General features: G+C 64.1%; 15 protein-coding genes. 6 read left to right on the top strand and 9 right to left on the bottom strand.

What is annotated here, in order from left to right; translation table 11 throughout:
* Positions 1–7 precede the first annotated feature (7 nt).
* Positions 8–895 (top strand): EamA family transporter RarD, encoded by an 888-nt coding sequence (gene rarD, locus JOE27_RS03220; RefSeq protein ID WP_115275009.1) that lies wholly within the window; start codon positions 8–10, stop codon positions 893–895.
* On the opposite strand, the gene JOE27_RS03215 is transcribed toward rarD, so the two are convergent.
* Positions 858–2,429 (bottom strand): TerC family protein, encoded by a 1,572-nt coding sequence (locus tag JOE27_RS03215; RefSeq protein ID WP_046787686.1) that lies wholly within the window; start codon positions 2,427–2,429, stop codon positions 858–860. The two genes, rarD and JOE27_RS03215, sit on opposite strands and share 38 nt — an antisense overlap.
* A gap of 256 nt (positions 2,430–2,685) precedes the next feature.
* Here JOE27_RS03215 and JOE27_RS03210 point away from each other — a divergent pair, with 256 nt between their 5' ends.
* Positions 2,686–3,267, top strand: a complete 582-nt coding sequence (locus JOE27_RS03210; RefSeq protein ID WP_125923049.1) for a LysE family translocator — start codon at positions 2,686–2,688, stop codon at positions 3,265–3,267.
* A gap of 19 nt (positions 3,268–3,286) precedes the next feature.
* Here the strand turns inward: JOE27_RS03210 and JOE27_RS03205 are convergent, their stop codons facing one another.
* The 4 genes from JOE27_RS03205 to JOE27_RS03190 all read right to left on the bottom strand — a co-directional run bounded on the left by JOE27_RS03205 (position 3,287) and on the right by JOE27_RS03190 (position 7,164).
* The gene (locus tag JOE27_RS03205; protein ID WP_046787688.1) at positions 3,287–4,063 is read right to left on the bottom strand and encodes an AraC family transcriptional regulator; all 777 of its coding nucleotides are present in this window, start codon (positions 4,061–4,063) and stop codon (positions 3,287–3,289) included.
* 144 nt (positions 4,064–4,207) lie between these two features.
* Entirely contained in the window at positions 4,208–5,626 is a 1,419-nt protein-coding gene (locus JOE27_RS03200; protein WP_012314293.1) for a TIGR00366 family protein, read from the bottom strand.
* A gap of 147 nt (positions 5,627–5,773) precedes the next feature.
* Positions 5,774–6,430: a CoA transferase subunit B gene (locus tag JOE27_RS03195; RefSeq protein ID WP_046787689.1), complete on the bottom strand. Its 657-nt coding sequence runs from the start codon at positions 6,428–6,430 to the stop codon at positions 5,774–5,776.
* A 35-nt stretch (positions 6,431–6,465) separates the two neighbouring features.
* Positions 6,466–7,164 carry a CoA transferase subunit A gene (locus JOE27_RS03190; RefSeq protein ID WP_046787715.1) on the bottom strand — a complete coding sequence of 233 codons (699 nt, stop codon included), beginning with the start codon at positions 7,162–7,164 and terminating at the stop codon, positions 6,466–6,468.
* A gap of 139 nt (positions 7,165–7,303) precedes the next feature.
* Here JOE27_RS03190 and JOE27_RS03185 point away from each other — a divergent pair, with 139 nt between their 5' ends.
* Both JOE27_RS03185 and JOE27_RS03180 read left to right on the top strand, forming a co-directional pair.
* Positions 7,304–8,209, top strand: coding sequence for a LysR family transcriptional regulator (locus JOE27_RS03185; protein ID WP_204917840.1), 906 nt, complete (start codon positions 7,304–7,306; stop codon positions 8,207–8,209).
* A complete protein-coding gene (locus JOE27_RS03180) occupies positions 8,197–9,018 on the top strand; it encodes an aldo/keto reductase (protein WP_115275012.1) in 822 nt (273 codons plus the stop codon). The genes JOE27_RS03185 and JOE27_RS03180 overlap by 13 nt, the downstream gene beginning before the upstream one ends.
* A 55-nt stretch (positions 9,019–9,073) precedes the next feature.
* Here the strand turns inward: JOE27_RS03180 and JOE27_RS03175 are convergent, their stop codons facing one another.
* From JOE27_RS03175 to lexA, 4 genes are read right to left on the bottom strand one after another with little or no spacing between them, the layout of a single operon-like run.
* On the bottom strand, positions 9,074–12,154 hold the full coding sequence (locus JOE27_RS03175) for an error-prone DNA polymerase (RefSeq protein WP_204917837.1): 3,081 nt from the start codon (positions 12,152–12,154) through the stop codon (positions 9,074–9,076).
* Positions 12,151–13,569, bottom strand: coding sequence for a DNA polymerase Y family protein (locus tag JOE27_RS03170; protein WP_115275014.1), 1,419 nt, complete (start codon positions 13,567–13,569; stop codon positions 12,151–12,153). Before JOE27_RS03170 ends, JOE27_RS03175 begins: the two co-directional genes overlap by 4 nt.
* Positions 13,570–13,575: 6 nt before the next feature.
* A complete protein-coding gene (gene imuA, locus JOE27_RS03165; protein ID WP_046787694.1) occupies positions 13,576–14,196 on the bottom strand; it encodes a translesion DNA synthesis-associated protein ImuA in 621 nt (206 codons plus the stop codon).
* Positions 14,196–14,813: a transcriptional repressor LexA gene (lexA, locus tag JOE27_RS03160; protein WP_174141489.1), complete on the bottom strand. Its 618-nt coding sequence runs from the start codon at positions 14,811–14,813 to the stop codon at positions 14,196–14,198. The genes imuA and lexA overlap by 1 nt, the downstream gene beginning before the upstream one ends.
* Before the next feature lie 93 nt (positions 14,814–14,906).
* Here lexA and JOE27_RS03155 point away from each other — a divergent pair, with 93 nt between their 5' ends.
* Together JOE27_RS03155 and JOE27_RS03150 are read left to right on the top strand one after the other, a co-directional pair.
* The gene (locus JOE27_RS03155) at positions 14,907–15,572 is read left to right on the top strand and encodes an HAD-IA family hydrolase (protein ID WP_174141488.1); all 666 of its coding nucleotides are present in this window, start codon (positions 14,907–14,909) and stop codon (positions 15,570–15,572) included.
* A gap of 119 nt (positions 15,573–15,691) precedes the next feature.
* Positions 15,692–16,414, top strand: a complete 723-nt coding sequence (locus JOE27_RS03150) for a DUF899 family protein (RefSeq protein ID WP_204917835.1) — start codon at positions 15,692–15,694, stop codon at positions 16,412–16,414.
* Positions 16,415–16,486 lie beyond the last annotated feature (72 nt).

The raw sequence follows: 16,486 nt of genomic DNA, 5'->3' as shown, positions 1-16,486 counted from the left end.
GGCATTCGTGTCAAAAGGCATTCTCTGTTCGGTCATGGCCTCCTGCCTGTTCGCCGTGATGTACTTCTATACCTCCCTGCTCACCCCGCTCGATGGCGAAGAGATCTTCGGCTGGCGCACGCTGCTGACGCTGCCCTGCCTGACGCTGTTCATGCTGGCCAGCAAAGACTGGAAACGGGTCGGTGACTTGCTGGCGCGCGTGCGCCAGACCCCAGTGCTGCTGCTGGGCATGGTCGGCACCTCTTGGCTGATGGGCGTGCAACTGTGGCTGTTCCTCTGGGCGCCCCTGCACGGGCGCAGCCTCGAGGTATCGATGGGCTACTTCCTGCTGCCGCTGGCGATGGTGCTGACGGGCCGCCTGGTTTACGGCGAACGCCTGTCACGCCTGCAAAAAGTGGCAGTGGCCTGCGCTGCGTTGGGCGTGGCGCATGAGCTTTACCAGCACGGCAGCTTTGCCTGGGAAACCATGCTGGTGATGGTCGGCTACCCCGTCTACTTCGTGCTGCGCCGACGCTGCCGCACCGACCACCTGGGCGGTTTGTGGTGCGACATGTGCCTGTTGCTGCCCTGGGCCCTGTACTTCGTCATCCAGGGGCCGTTGTCCAGCGCTGACCTGCTCACGCACCCAGGCCTTTACGGCCTGATTCCGCTGCTGGGTGCGATCAGCGCGTCAGCCCTGATCGCCTACGTGCTGGCCAGCCGACTGCTGCCGTTCAGCCTGTTCGGCCTGCTCAGTTATGTCGAACCGGTGCTGCTGGTGGGCGTTGCGCTGCTGCTGGGCGAAACCATCGGCCCGGATCAGTGGCTGACTTACCTGCCGATCTGGGCCGCGGTCCTGGTGCTGGTGCTTGAGGGTTTCAGGCACCTGCTGCGCCAACGTCGCCGTTCGGTTTGAGCCGCACCTGGCGCACCCGCCGTTCCTCCACCGCCACCACAGTCATGCTCCAGCCGTTCCAGGCCAGGTGGTCACCGACCACCGGCAGGCGGTCGAGCAGGCTCATCACCAGGCCGGCAAGGGTCTGATAGTCTTCGGTGGCACGCGCGCTGAAGCCGGTGCGCGCCTGCACCTGGCTGAGGTTCAGCGCACCGCTGACGACGAAGCCATCACCGTCCTCGACGATCGCCGGGCCTTCCACCTCGCTGGCATCAGGCAGCTCACCGGCGATCGACTCGAGGATATCGGTCATAGTCAGCAGGCCGGTGAAGTCACCGAACTCGTTCACCACGAAGGCGATGTGCGTCGACTGCCCGCGCATCTGCTCCAGCGCATTGAGAATGCTGAAGCTCTCCAGCAGGTTCAGCGGCGCCCGGGCCATGCGCTCCAGGTCCGGCTGGTTGCCCGAGAGCAGCTCCTTGAGCAGTTCCTTCTTGTGCACGAAGCCCAGCGGCTCATCGATGCGGCCGTCACGAATCAGCGGCAGGCGCGAGTAAGGTGAGTTGGCCAACGCCTCGGTAATGGTTGCAGCAGGCTGCGCCAGGTCGAGGACGTCGACTTCGGTACGGGCAGTCATTACCGTGCGGATCGGCCGCTCGGCCAGGTTCAGCACCCCACTGATCATCACCCGTTCGCGGCGGTCGAACAGCACATGCTCTTCACCACCGGCGACCAGGTCAGCGATCTCCTCGCCGACCTCGTCAGCCTCCACCCTGCGCCCGCCGAGCAAGCGCAGCACGGCGTGCGCGGTACGCTCACGCAATGGCCGATGCTGCTGCAGGCTTTGCTTGCGGCGGGCACGGGCGAGCTGGTTGAACAGCTCGATGAGGATCGAGAAACCAATGGCCGCATACAGATAGCCTTTGGGGATATGGAAGCCCAAGCCTTCGGCGGTCAGGCTGAAGCCGATCATCATCAAAAAGCCCAGGCACAGCATGATGACCGTCGGGTGGGCATTGACGAAGCGGGTCAGCGGCTTGCTGGCGACGATCATGATACCGATCGAGAAGATCACTGCGATCATCATCACCGACAGGTGTTCGACCATGCCGACGGCAGTAATCACCGCATCCAGCGAGAATACGGCGTCGAGCACCACGATCTGCGCCACGATGGGCCAGAACGCGGCATGGCGCACCGCGCCACTGGCCTGCGTGACATGGCCTTCGAGGCGTTCGTGCAATTCCATGGTGGCCTTGAACAGCAGGAACACACCGCCGAACAGCATGATCAGGTCGCGGCCGGAGAAGCTCTTGCCGAACACCTCTAACAACGGCGCGGTCAGGGTGACCATCCACGAGATACTCGCCAGCAAGCCCAGGCGCATGATCAGCGCCAGGCTCAGACCGATCACACGCGCGCGATCGCGCTGATGCGGCGGCAGTTTGTCGGCCAGAATGGCGATGAACACCAGGTTGTCGATACCCAGTACCAGCTCGAGGACGATAAGCGTCAACAGGCCCAGCCAGGCCGTAGGGTCGGCTAGCCATTCCATTAGCGGGTACTCACGAAGCAAGCGTCACGAAGACGGGGAAAGGATGGCCAGGACGGCCGAAAACTGGGGGGTTCCGCGAAGGTGCTCATGGGGACCTGGATAGAAAATAGGGAAAATGATCCTACAAGAGCAGAACAATATTCTGATAGCGCCAAACTATTACAAAACCTGTACGCAGTTTTGGGGGACTTTTCTTCAATATCTTGGTTTGGCTTCTGGGCAGCATGGCAAACACCCCTTCACACGGACATTCCCGATGAGCCTGTACCTTTCAATGGCTGCTTTCGCGCTAGCAGCATCGATTTCGCCCGGCCCTGTCAACATCGTCGCCCTTGGCAGCGGCGCACGTCACGGCCTGCGCGCCAGCCTCGCGCATGTTGCCGGGGCGACCTTGGGCTTTTGCCTGCTGCTGGTGCTGGTGGGCCTGGGCTTGCACGCCCTGTTGTTGCGCTGGCCGTTGCTGGGCGTGGCGCTGCACTGGGGCGGCGTGGCGTTTCTGCTGTACCTGGCGTGGAAGCTGGCCAGTGATGACGGCCAGTTGGGTGGTGAGCAGCAGCAACGTGCACCTTCGGCCTGGGAGGGCGCAGCCATGCAGTGGCTGAACCCCAAGGCCTGGCTGGCGGCGGTGGCGGGCGTGGCTGCCTATACCGGTGGCGAGCAGCAGATGCTGTGGCTGTTCACCTGGATCTATGGGCCGATCTGTTTTGTTTCGGTGGCCAGCTGGGCTTGGGCAGGCAGCATGATTCAGCAGTACTTGCGCAAGCCGCGCTACCTGCAGATGTTCAACCGAGGCTTGGCGTTACTGCTGGTGATCAGTGCGCTGTATCTGCTCGCTTGATGCTCGCTGAGCCGGGCCTTCAGGCCTTGCGATAATGCCCGGGTGTCGCCGCCAGATGTTGCTTGAACGCACGCTGCAGATGCGCCTGGTCGGCAAACCCTGCCTCCAGTGCCACCTCGGCAATCGCCCGCCCCGTGCGCAGTTGCGCGCGGGCATACTGCACGCGCTGATCCAGCAGGTAGCCATGCGGCGTCAAGCCGAAACGCTGGGCAAAGGCACGGATCAGATAAGAGCGGGACAACCCGCTGGCGGCACAGATGTCTTGCAGCGTCAGCGGGTCGGTGCGGTGGGCCCGGATGAACGCAGCTGCCGCCTCCAGCTGCGGGTGATGGGCTTGCGTTTTGCCGGTAGCAGCCTGCAGGTAGTCTGGCAGTGCATTGAAAAAACACGCAAGCCGGGCCTCTCGGTCATCCAGGTTGCCGTCGAACAGGTCGGCAAACACTTGCAGCACGGCACTGTACAGTGCCGGCGAGGTACTGCAGGTTTGCGCCGGCAAGTTGAAACCCAGCGCCTTCAGCCACGGCATGTCGACGAACAGCATCAGGTACGACCACCCCTGCCCTGCAATCGGATTGCACGTGTGGACCACACCGGGGTTCATGAGCACCGTGGTACCAGCGCCCACTTCGACTTGGCTGGTCCCACTCAGGTAGGTGCTGCGCCCCCCGGTGATCACACCGAGCGAAAAGCTCTCATGGGAATGGGCGGCATAGCACACCTGACGCCCATCCCCAACGCGCCTTGCTTCTACAAAAGGCAACGCCGAATCCCGCCAGAACCGCGACACCTCAATCATCGCCCCTGCCCTCACCTGCTGCTGTAGCCGGGCCTGTGCTCAGACGCTAACGCCTGCGCGACAAGAGCCACGCTTCGTACCCGGCTCGCCATGATACACACCCGTAAAAGGTGTGTTCAGCCGCGCCTTCTATGAAAGTTCAGCTCAAGGCATCACCGGCGGCACGTACTGCAAAGTCGTACCCAACGCCCACAGCAGCACCAGCACCAGCGGCACATGCACCAGCAGTTGCACGAACGAAAAGCCGATCAGGTCACGTGCCTTCAGGCCCAGCACCCCCAGCAGCGGCAGCATGTAGAACGGGTTGATCAGGTTCGGCAGCGCTTCGGCGGCGTTGTAGATCTGCACTGCCCAGCCCAGGTGGTACTGCAGGTCGTTGGCCACCAGCATCACGTAGGGCGCCTCGATGATCCACTTGCCACCGCCCGAGGGGATGAAGAACCCCAGCACCGCCGAGTACACGCCCATGAGCACGGCATAGGTGTCATGGGTGGCGATCTGGGTGAAGAACAACGAGATGTGGTGGGCCAGGGTCTGCTCGTCGACCCCCTTCACCTGGGTGAGGATGGCGGCGATCGAGCCGTACAGCGGGAACTGGATCAACACACCGGTGGTGGTCGGCACCGCACGCGCCACGGCGTCGAGGAAGCTGCGTGGGCGCCAGTGCAGCAAGGCACCGAGCATGATGAACAGCAGGTTGTAGGTATTGAGCCCGGAGATTGCAGTAATGGCCGGTTTGGTGGCGAACTCCTGGTACAGCCAGCCGCCGGCCAGTGCCACCATCAGCAGGATCAGGATCGGGCTGTATTCCAGCCATTCACCCGGGCGAGTGCGCTGGGGTGCGGGCGGCGCGGTAAAGCTGGGGTCGACGCCGCAGTCTTCGGCACTGCGCGCACTGTTCGGGCCGGGTGCGGTCGCGTAGGCGATCACCAGCGAGACGATGACCAGCGCGGCCAGCAACACCCCGGACTGCCAGAGGAAGATGGTCTCGGTGAACGGGATCACGCCGGTTATCGACAGAATGGACGGCGGCAGGCTGGCCGGGTTGGCCTGCAACTGCGCCGCTGAAGACGACAGGCCCAAGGCCCAGACCGCCCCCAGGCCCAGGTAAGCAGCGGCACCGGCGGCGCGGTAGTCCATCTTCAGGTCACTGCGCCGTGCCAGCGCGCGCACCAGCAGGCCACCGAACACCAAGGACAGGCCCCAGTTGAGCAAGGATGCCAGCATCGAGATCAGCGCCACCCAGCACACCGCCGAACGGCCGTTCTTCGGCACCCGCGCCAGGCGGTCGATCAACCGTGCGGCAGGGGGTGAGCTGGCCACCACGTAGCCGCCGATGACCACGAAGGCCATTTGCATGGTGAAAGGGATCAGGCTCCAGAAGCCATCGCCAAAGGCCTTGGCGGTATCGGTAGGTTTGGCGCCCATGACCATGGCGCCGAGGCATACCAGCACCACTGCCAGGGCAGCGAACACCCAGGAATCAGGGAACCAGCGCTCGGCCCAGTTGGAGCAACGCAGGGCAAAGCGGGCGGAGCGGCTGTCTTGGATTTCAGCGGCCACGGTAACTTCCTTTTATTGGTTTTATGGGGGGCTACGTTTCAAGCACAACGCACAAAACCCTGTGGCAACGACGGCTCCGGCGAAAGCGTTGGTGCATTGACCATCGCATTCGTAGCTGCCGCCGCTGCCACAGGGCTGGGGGGTGTATCAGAAGGTCATTTCCTTCACATCATCCGGCACGATCAGCTTGCCGGCGGTTTTCGCGATGATTTCTTCAACACTCACCCCGGGCGCGGTTTCGCGCAGGATGAAGGCGCCGTTGTCGATTTCCAGGTAGGCCAGGTCGGTGAGCACCTTGCGGATGCAGCCGGCACCGGTCAGCGGCAGGCTGCAGCGCGGCAGCAGCTTGGACTCGCCATCCTTAGAGGCGTGGGTCATGGTGACGATGATGTTCTCGGCCCCGGCTACCAGGTCCATGGCGCCGCCCATGCCCTTGACCAGCTTGCCCGGGATCATCCACGAGGCGATGTTGCCCTCGACGTCCACTTCGAAGGCCCCGAGCACGGTGAGGTCGACATGGCCGCCACGGATCATGGCGAACGATTGTGCCGAATCGAAGATCGAGGCGCCGCGGCGGGCGGTGACGGTCTGCTTGCCGGCGTTGATCATGTCGGCGTCGATCGTGCTCTCGGTGGGGAATTCGCCCATGCCCAGCAGGCCATTTTCCGACTGCAGCATCACATCCATGTCAGCAGGGACGTAGTTGGCCACCAGGGTGGGGATGCCGATGCCGAGGTTGACGTAAAAGCCGTCCTTCAGTTCACGTGCGACGCGTTGTGCCATCTGTTCGCGGGTCAGTGCCATGGTGAGAATCTCTTTGTTGTTCTGGAGGACGGCGCTCAGGCCTTGACGGTGCGCTTTTCGATGCGTTTTTCGAAGGTGCCCACAATGACCCGGTCGACGAAGATGCCGGGGGTGTGGATCTCGCTGGGCAGCAGCACGCCTGGCTCGACGATCTCTTCCACTTCGACCACGGTGATCTTGCCGGCGGTGGCAGCCAGCGGGTTGAAGTTTTGAGCAGTGTTGCGGTAAACCACGTTGCCGTAGTGGTCAGCCTTCCAGCCTTTGACGATGGCGAAGTCACCGGTGATCGATTCTTCCAGGATGTATTTGCGGCCCTTGAACTCGCGCACTTCCTTGCCTTCGGCAACTGGCGTGCCATAGCCGGTGGCGGTATAGAAGGCCGGAATGCCGGCGCCGCCGGCGCGCATTTTTTCGGCAAGGGTGCCTTGCGGGGTCAGTTCCACTTCCAGCTCGCCACTGAGCAACTGGCGCTCGAACTCGGCATTCTCGCCTACGTAGGAGGCAATCATCTTGCGGATCTGCCGCTCTTCCAGCAGTACGCCCAGGCCGAAGCCATCGACGCCGCAGTTGTTGGAAACCACGGTGAGGCCCTTGACGCCACGGCGCTTGATTTCGGCGATGAGGTTTTCCGGGATGCCGCACAGGCCGAAGCCGCCGGCCAGTACCGTCATGTTGTCGGTCAGGCCTTCAAGGGCCTGTTCATAGGTTGCTACGCGCTTGTCCAGTCCGGCCATGCTGATCCGCCTTTTGTAGTTGTTGACCGACGAGGCTGTCGGTGAGCGTGTGCAGGCATCTTCACCGTTGGCGACTGATTTGTTAATTTTGTTTTCGTCATCGATTGATAACTTTTTCAAAACAACCTGTGAGCCCGCCATGAACGTCAAGCAACTGCGCGCCTTCGTCGCCGTGGCCAAGTACCAGAGTTTTGCCCAGGCCGGCGAACACCTGCATGTCTCGCAACCGGCATTGAGCCTGACCATCAAGGCGCTGGAGGACAACCTTGGCGGCGCCCTGCTCACCCGTACCACGCGCAGCGTCAGCCTTACGGCCGAAGGTGAGGTACTGCTGCCACTGGCCCGGCGCCTGCTGGCCGACTGGGACGACACCGAGGAGATGCTGCGCCAGCGTTTCACCCTGCAATTGGGGCGGGTGTCGGTGGCGGCCATGCCGGCTTTTGCCGGCAACCTGCTGCCCCACTCACTCAAGGTGTTTCGCCAACGTTACCCGAAGGTCAACGTCACGGTGCACGACGTGATCAACGAGCAGGTACTGGAACTGGTGCGCCACCGCCGCGTCGAACTGGGCATCGGCTTCGAACCGGAAAACACCGACGGCCTGCGCTTCCACCCGCTGTACCTGGACCGTTTCGTTGCCGTGGTGCCCACCGACTCCCCGTTAGCCGAGCTGGCCGAAATCAGCTGGGCGCAGTTGCTGGCCGAGGATTTCATCGCCCTGCAGCGCCCTTCGGCCGTGCGCCTGCTGCTGGAACAGAACGTGGCGGCACTGCACGGCAAGCTGGCGGTGGCGTTCGAAAGCCACCAGCTCTCGACCATTGGCCGCATGGTCGCCAGTGGGCTGGGCGTGAGTGCGGTGCCGGCGCTGTGCATCAACCAGATGCAGGAGCTTGGCGCGCGTTGCATTACCCTGGTAGCGCCCACCGTAGAACGGCGGATCGGCGTAATTGCCTTGAGCGACCATAAACTTTCCACTGCAGCTCAGGCGCTGCTCGAGGTACTGCTTTCCCACACACAGACTCCGGAGGTGACATGCGTTACATGAAACTGGCAGGTTGCAATGTGCCGGCCATTGGCCAGGGCACCTGGTACATGGGCGAAGACCCGGCACGCAGGGCTGACGAGGTGGCCGCCCTGCAACAAGGCATCGACCTGGGCATGAACCTGATCGATACTGCCGAGATGTATGCCGAAGGTGGCGCCGAGGAAGTGGTCGGGCAGGCCATTGCCGGGCGGCGCGATCAGGTCTTTCTGGTCAGCAAGGTGTACCCGCACAATGCCAGCCGGCGCGGCGTACCCGCTGCCTGTGACCGCAGCCTCACTCGCTTGGGCACCGATGTCATCGACTTGTACCTGCTGCACTGGCGTGGCCAATACCCGCTGGAAGAAACCGTCGAGGCGTTCGAGCGCTTGCGCGAACAGGGCAAGATTCGCCACTGGGGTGTTTCCAACTTCGATGTCGACGACCTGCGCGAGCTGGACAACCCTGATTGCGCCACCAACCAGGTGCTGTACAACCCGGTGCAGCGTGGCATCGAGTTCGACCTGCTGCCCTGGAGCCGGCAACGCGGGCTGCCGACCATGGCTTACTGCCCGTTGGCCCAGGCCGGGCAGCTGCTGCAGCATCCGCTATTGCACGAGATTGCAGAGCGCCATGGCGCCACCCCGGCGCAGGTCTGCCTGGCCTGGGTGACGCGCGAAGACGGGGTCATAGCGATTCCCAAGGCGGTGTCGCCGGAGCACGTACGGTTGAATGCGGCCGCCGCAGGCTTGACTTTGACCAGTGAGGACTTGCGGGCCATTGACAGGGCATTCCCGGCGCCAACACGCAAACAGCACCTGGCAATGGTCTGACAACTCGGCCAACAACGGCGACTGCGGCTGCTTTGCAGCCCGTTCGCCGGCCAAATCAATGGAAGTCCCGGCTCCTCACATCCAGCCCCTGCAGCAACACACTGACATCCTCCAACCGCCGTGCAATCAGGTGCCGCACCCCGTTCGCCTGTTCCAGGCGGCCACTCACCTTGAGCAATTGAGACCCCACCAGCGCGCGCCGCTGCCGTTCGGCTAGCTCGCGCCAAACCACCACATTGACCATGCCGAATTCATCCTCAAGGGTCACGAACGTCACCCCGCTGGCGGTCTGTGGCCGTTGCCGCCCCACCACCAGCCCAGCCACGGCGACTGCATCGCCATGCTCAACGCCCGCCAGTTCCTGCGAGCTGCGACAGCCCAGCACCCGAAGGCGCTGGCGCAGCAACGTCAGCGGGTGGGGCCCCAGCGTGGTGCCCAAGGTGGCGTAGTCGGCCACCAGGTCTTCGCCGACAGTAGGCACAGGCAATGCCACCGCGGCTTCGGGCGTTGCCTGCAGTTCGGCGAACAGGGGCAGTTGCGGCTGCACCGCCGCGACCTGCCAGCGTGCCTGGTGGCGATCATGTGCCAGGGCGCGCAACGCACCGGCATCGGCCAGCCGGGCGCGGGCTTTGCTGTCGAGGCCGGCACGCAAGCACAGGTCCTCGACATCGCGCCACGGCCTGACCGCCCTCGCCGCTTCGAGCCGCCGAGCATCGGCTTCGGCGAAACCGCGGATCTGCCGCAACCCCAGGCGGATGGCCAAGGCACCCTCGGCGACTGGCTCCAGTGTGCAATCCCACTGGCTGTGGCCTACATCCACCGGCCGTACCTCGATCCCTTGGCGGCGTGCCTCCTGCAACAGTTGGTCGGGGCTGTAGAAGCCCATCGGCCAGCTATTGACCAGCGCACAGGTGAAAATCGCCGGCTCATGGCATTTGAGCCAACTGCTGGCATAGCACAGCAAGGCGAAACTGGCCGCGTGCGATTCCGGGAAGCCATAACTGCCAAAACCCTTGATCTGCTCGAATATGCGCTCGGCAAACGCAAGGTCGTAGCCGTTGCGCAGCATGCCCTGCACCAGCCGTTCGCGGTGTGGCTCCAGGCCGCCATGGCGCTTCCAGGCGGCCATGCTGCGGCGTAACTGGTCAGCCTCGCCGGGGCTGTAGTCTGCCGCCACCATGGCCAGTTCCATGACCTGCTCCTGGAACAGCGGCACGCCCAAGGTGCGCTCGAAGACTTCCTTGAGCTTGAGCGATGGGTAGGTCACCGGCTCCTGCTTCAAGCGCCTGCGCAAGTAGGGGTGGACCATGTCGCCCTGAATCGGCCCCGGGCGCACGATCGCGACTTCGATTACCAGGTCATAGAAGGTGGTGGGCTTGAGCCGCGGCAGCATGGCCATCTGAGCGCGTGATTCGATCTGGAACACGCCCATGGTCTCAGCGCGGCTGATCATCGCGTAGGTGGCCGGGTCTTCGGGGGGGATCGTCGCCAGGGTCAGGTGCCGGCCCCGGTGCTGCTGCAGCAGGTCGAAACAGCGGCGCAAGGCACTGAGCATACCCAGGGCGAGCACGTCGACCTTGAGCAGGCCGACCATGTCCAGGTCGTCCTTGTCCCACTGGATGACCGTGCGTTCAGCCATGGCGGCGTTTTCGACCGGCACCAGGTGGTCCAGCGGTTGCTCGGAAATGACGAAGCCGCCTGGGTGCTGAGACAGATGACGGGGAAAACCTATCAGCTGCGCGGCCAGCACCAGAATGCGCCGCAACGAAGGGCTGCCGGGCTCGAAGCCGGCCTCGGCCAGGCGTTGCTCGTCCGGGATGCGATCGCTCCAGCGGCCACAGCACTTGGCCAGGGCATCGACCTGATCGGCAGGCAAACCCAGCACACGGGCGACATCACGCACCGCGCCAGCGGCGTGATAGGTGTTGACCACTGCGGTGAGCGCTGCGCGGTGCCGGCCATAACGCCGGAACACGTACTGGATCACTTCTTCGCGACGATCGTGCTCGAAGTCGACGTCGATGTCCGGTGGCTCGTTGCGCTCGCGTGACAGAAAACGCTCGAACAGCAGACGATGCTTCATCGGGTCGAGCTCGGTGATACCCAGCACGAAACACACCACCGAGTTGGCTGCCGAACCGCGGCCCTGGCAAAGGATGTGCTGGCTGCGGGCAAAGGCGACGATATCGTGCACGGTCAAAAAGTAGCTTTCGTAGCCAAGCTCTGCGATCAAGGCCAGCTCCTTGGCCAGCACCTCGCGCACCTTGTCGCTCGGCCCCGACGGCCAGCGTTGCGCCAGGCCACGCTCGCACAGCTGGCGCAACCAACTGGCCGGGGTTTGCCCCTCGGGCACCAGTTCACGCGGATACTGGTAGCGCAATTCACCGAGGTCGAACTGACAGCGTTCGGCAATGCAGAGTGTTTCGCTCAGCAGGTCGGGCGGATAAAGCTCGGCCAGTTGCTCGAGCGTACGCAGGTGACGCTCGCCATTGGCGAAGAGAAACCGACCTGCCTCGGCGACGCTGCAATGCTGGCCGATAGCGGTCATGCAATCCTGCAAGGCCCGCCGGCCGCGTATGTGCATGTGTACATCACCGCAGGCCACGGCGCGAATGCCCAGTTGCCCAGCCAGGCCGCGCAGCCGGGCCAGGCGGGCCTGGTCATCGCTGCCCCGATGCAGGTGCACACCCAGCCACAAGCGTTCGCCGAACAGGGCATGCAGCCACTGGCCGGTGACCAGGTCGCTGGAGTCCTCGGCAAGCCATAACGCCAGCAGCCCTTGGTGCAGTTCGCGCAGGTCGTCACGGAACAATTGGTAGCTGCCCTTCTCCGCTCGCCGACGGGCGCGGGTAATCAAGGCGCACAGGTTCTGGTAACCACTAAGGTCCTGTACCAGCAACACAAGCTTCGGGCCGTCGTGCAGGCGCACTTCACTGCCGACGATCAAGCGTATCTGCTGCGCTTTGGCAGCCTGCCAGGCACGCACGATGCCGGCCAGGGTGCACTCATCGGTAATCGCCAGGGCTTGGTAACCCTGTTCCCGAGCCCGGCGCAGCAGCTCTTCGGCGCTGGATGCACCGCGCTGGAAGCTGAAGTTGGACAGGCAATGCAGTTCGGCGTAGCCCGGTGCGCTCATGCGAACCAGCCCTGCAGCCACAAGGGGCCGGGCTGGGCCAGGTCGCGATAGGCCCAGCCGCGCAGGCCTTCTCGGGTTTCGATGCGGTAATAGTCGCGGCGCACATCACCGCCATCCCACCAGCCCGACTCGATACGCTCGGCCTGGCCCAGCACCCTGTGAACGCTGGCGTCCAGTGCCATTGGCTGGGGCAACAGCCAGCCTGGGCGGCTCCCAGGCAAGGCGGGCAGGCTGCCCTGCCCGCCTTGCTCGGCGGACTGCCAGGCACATTCGGGGCGGTGGTCGGCTTCAGCGCGCAGGCCCTTGACCGCGTCGTCGCCAAGCCGGGCACGCAAGCGCTCACGCAGTTGCTCCCAGGGTTGGGCCTGCTGGGCGCGTGGGTCGAACAGCGCGTGGTGCTGGGGCACGAAAGCCGGCAAGTCATCGGCCACCAGGCGCAGTTTACGCACCGGTGCCGGAATGCGCAGAGGCTCCAGGCGCCCGCGCGCCAGCTCGAAGAGCATTGCCGCATCACGTTCTGCAGCCAGTAAGCCGACCTGCAGTTGCGTGTCCGGCCCCTCGGCGTGCTCCAGGTACAGGCAAAACCGCTGTACACCGCAGTCTCGCCCGGCGAGGAAAGCGGCCAGGTCGTTGAGCATGCGCCGCAACGGGAACAGCAACGCCTGGTGCGATTCGACGTCGAAGTTGAGCTCCAGTCGCGTTTCGAAACGGTCCGGCGGCTGATAGAAACCCAAGCCAAGCGTACGCAGGCCCAGCAACTGGTCCAGGTGCAACTGGACCTGGGCACTGAAGCGCCTGGCCAATGCATCACGCGGCAAGGCCAGTACCTGGCCGAGCTGATGCAGCCCCATGCGGGCGAACGCTTCGGCGGCGTCCTGCGGTAAACCCACCCGCGCAATGGGCATGCGCGCAAGCGCCGCCCGGGTTTCTTGCGGGCAGCTCAATGCCAGCCCGTCATGGCCGTTGGCAAGCATGCGCGCCGCCACCGGGTTGGTGGCCAGGACAATCCGCTGACGCAGCCCCAGGGCTGCGAGTTCCCCGCGCAGGCGCGCCTCGAATACCGGCCAGGGGCCGAACAGTTGCAGGCTGGAGCCCACTTCCAGCAACAAGGCACGCGGGTAGTGCAGGCTGACCTGGGCACTGAAGCGGTAGGCCCAGGCCGCCAGCAATTGCTGCAGTTGCTCGATGCGCGCCGGGTCTGCTTCAACACAGGTGAAACCGTCGGCCAAGGCGCGGGCGGCCGTCAGGGTTAGCCCAGCGCGCAGACCGAGCGCCGCCGCAGCGGGGTTTACGGCTTGCACCACACGCCGCTGCACAGGCCCGCCAATCAGCACCAGTGGCGCATCGGCGTCATCGCGTTCACGCAGGATCGAGTCCAGCGCCAACTGTGGCAATAAGATGCAGGCCCAGAGCATGTTGCATCAACCCTGCCCGGCACAGGCTATGGCTGCAGCCGGCGGTAAACCGCCCCGGCACTTGAGCACACGCCATTGTGCGGGCCGCGCGTCGATGGCGATGCGCACCGCGGCCGGTGATGGATTGTGCGCGGCCTGTTGCGGCCTGCAGGCAAAAGCCAGCGCCTGCCCGGTTTCTGCCGCCACCTGCAAGCGCCGCAGCGCACGGTCATCGGCACGCTCCGGCCAGCACAGCACGGCGGCGCAACTGCCAGAGCGCAGGCACTGCTCGGCAGCCCAGAGCGCGTCGGCCTGTTCGGCATCGACCTGGACCAGCCAGCGCAAGTCCACCCCGGCCGCTTGCCAGGCCGGTGCGTAGGGAATGAAAGGGGGCGCCACCAGCACCACTCGCCCGCTATCGGCGGTCAGCCGGGCCAACGAGGGCCACAGCAGTTGCAGTTCGCCACACCCGGGGCTGGCCAGCAGCAACTCGCTCAGCGCAGCCGCGGGCCAGCCACCCTCCGGCAACCGTTGATCAAGCGCCGCATGGCCAGTGGGCTGCAACCCGGTCGGCCGTACCCGGGCCTGCCGGCCGCGCCAGACCTGGCGCTGGTCCAGCAACCGGTCAAGATCGACCACCGCGCCCATCAGTCGCGCCTCAACAGGCCGCAGAACACGCCTTCGATGAAGAATTCGCGCTCAGGCCCCACATCGATCGGCGCATAGGCAGGGTTGCGTGGCAGCAGCCGGTAGCCGCCCGCTTGGCGTTGCAGGCGTTTGATGGTGACCTCACCGTCGAGGCGGGCGACCACGATCTGGCCATCACGGGCCTCGCCTTGCTGGCGGATGCCCACCAGGTCACCGTCGAAGATACCGTCATCGATCATGGAGTCGCCGCGCACCTTGAGCAGGTAGTCCGGTGTGCGTCGGAACAGGCTGGGGTCAATCAGCAACTGCTCGTGAATGCCAAGGTCGGGGCCAATCGGCGCGCCTGCAGCCACCTGGCCCAACACGGGCACTTCGAGAATTTCCGGGCGGCGCAAGGGTGCGGCCAGGCGGATGCCCCGTGCCTGGTTGGGCGTGACGTCGATGTAGCCGGCCTGACACAGGGCAGTGATGTGCTTGCGCGCAACGCTGCGTGAGGCAAAGCCGAAGCGGATGGCGATGTCGGCAAGGCTCGGCGGCTGGCCATGATCGGTGATGCGTTCACGGATGAAGTCGAGGATTGCGCGGCGTTTGGGGGTGAGATTGTCCATGGAGCACATTTGTACTCTTTTCGTCGAAGGCTGAACAGCCCCCTTCGTCGCCAGGTTTGGTTATCATCCCCTGACATGAGTTTTCTACTGCCTGGATGCCTGATGCTGACTGCACTGCTGTTCGATCTCGACGGGACCCTTACCGACACCGACACCCTGCATTTGCAGGCCTTCCGTCAGTTGTTGCGCGACCATGACGGCCGTGAACTGACCCAGGCCCAGTTCGATTCGCAGATCAGTGGCCGGGCCAATGGGCCATTGTTTGCCGAGCTGTTTCCAAACGCCGGCGCGCATGAATGCCTGGCGCTGGCTGATCGCAAGGAAGCACTGTTCCGCGAGCTGGCCCCTGCCCTTGAACCCATGCCGGGCTTGCTGCGCCTGCTGGACTATGCCCAGGCGAGCCGTATCGACATGTGCGTGGTGACCAATGCACCCCGGCTCAATGCCGAGCACATGCTCAATGCAATGGGCCTTGGCGCACACTTCGAGCATGTACTGGTGGCCGAAGAGCTGGAACGGCCCAAGCCTGACCCGCTGCCGTACCTGACCGGCCTGCAGCGCCTGGGGGCAACGGCCGAGCAAGCGCTGGCGTTCGAGGATTCGTTGCCGGGCGTGAACGCGGCGAGCGGTGCCGGGATCTTCACCGTGGGGGTGGCGACTACACAGACGGCAGAACGGCTGATGGCTGCGGGGGCCAGGCTGGTGGTGGATGATTTTGACGATCCACGGTTGTGGGAGGTCATTGAAGCGATGCAGTGTGGCGATTGAGCCTCATGGTGTGACTGGGGTGGCGCGGCGCACAACCATTCGTCGCAGCAACAGGGCCTGCTGTCGATCTCACCCCGCCCCGCTCGACCACACTTGAACCCCCGTGCGGAGTCATCCTCATGAACCCTCAAAAGCCCGACATCGTCTCGCGCAGCCAATGGCTGGCCGCCCGCCGTCAGCTATGGCTGCATGAAAAGGCCTTCACCCACCAGCGCGACGAGCTGGCCACCGCCCGCCGCGCCCTGCCCTGGGTCAAGCTGGAACAGCCCTACCGTTTTCAAGGCCCGGACGGCCAGCTGAGCCTCGCCGACCTGTTCGCCGGGCGCAGCCAATTGCTGGTCTACCACTTCATGTTCGCCGAAGGCTGGAGCGAAGGTTGCCCAGGCTGCTCGTTCCTCGCCGACCATTTCGACGGTGCCAACCTGCACCTGGCGCATCACGATGTTTCGCTGGTCGCCGTTTCGCGTGCCCCCCACGCTGAGTTCCAGGCATTTCGCCAGCGCATGGGCTGGCGTTTTCCCTGGTACTCGTCAAACGGCAGCAGTTTCAATGAAGATTTCGGCGTCAGTGTCGCCACTGAAGGCAACAGCCAATACAACTACGAACCCTATACCGGCAACGAAAGCGAGCTGCCTGGGTTGAGCGCCTTCTACCGGGAGCCGGACGGCACAATCTTTCATACCTACTCCACCTATGCCCGCGGGCTCGACATCCTGGTCAATACCTACAATTTCCTCGACATCGCGCCATTGGGGCGCAACGAGGCAGGCACCATGGATTGGGTGCGGCATCACGATCGCTACGAAGGCCAGCCCGGCAAACCTCATTGCTGCCATGACTGAACACGCCACAGTGCCGCCTGTGCCATGGCTGAACAGCCCAGGCGGCACAATGGCTGCAGTTCGGCAGAATAC

This window comes from Pseudomonas sp. M5 (assembly GCF_016907075.1).
In the GTDB taxonomy this organism is placed as follows: domain Bacteria; phylum Pseudomonadota; class Gammaproteobacteria; order Pseudomonadales; family Pseudomonadaceae; genus Aquipseudomonas; species Aquipseudomonas putida_E.
This window is presented reverse-complemented; position numbering and strand designations above follow the sequence as displayed.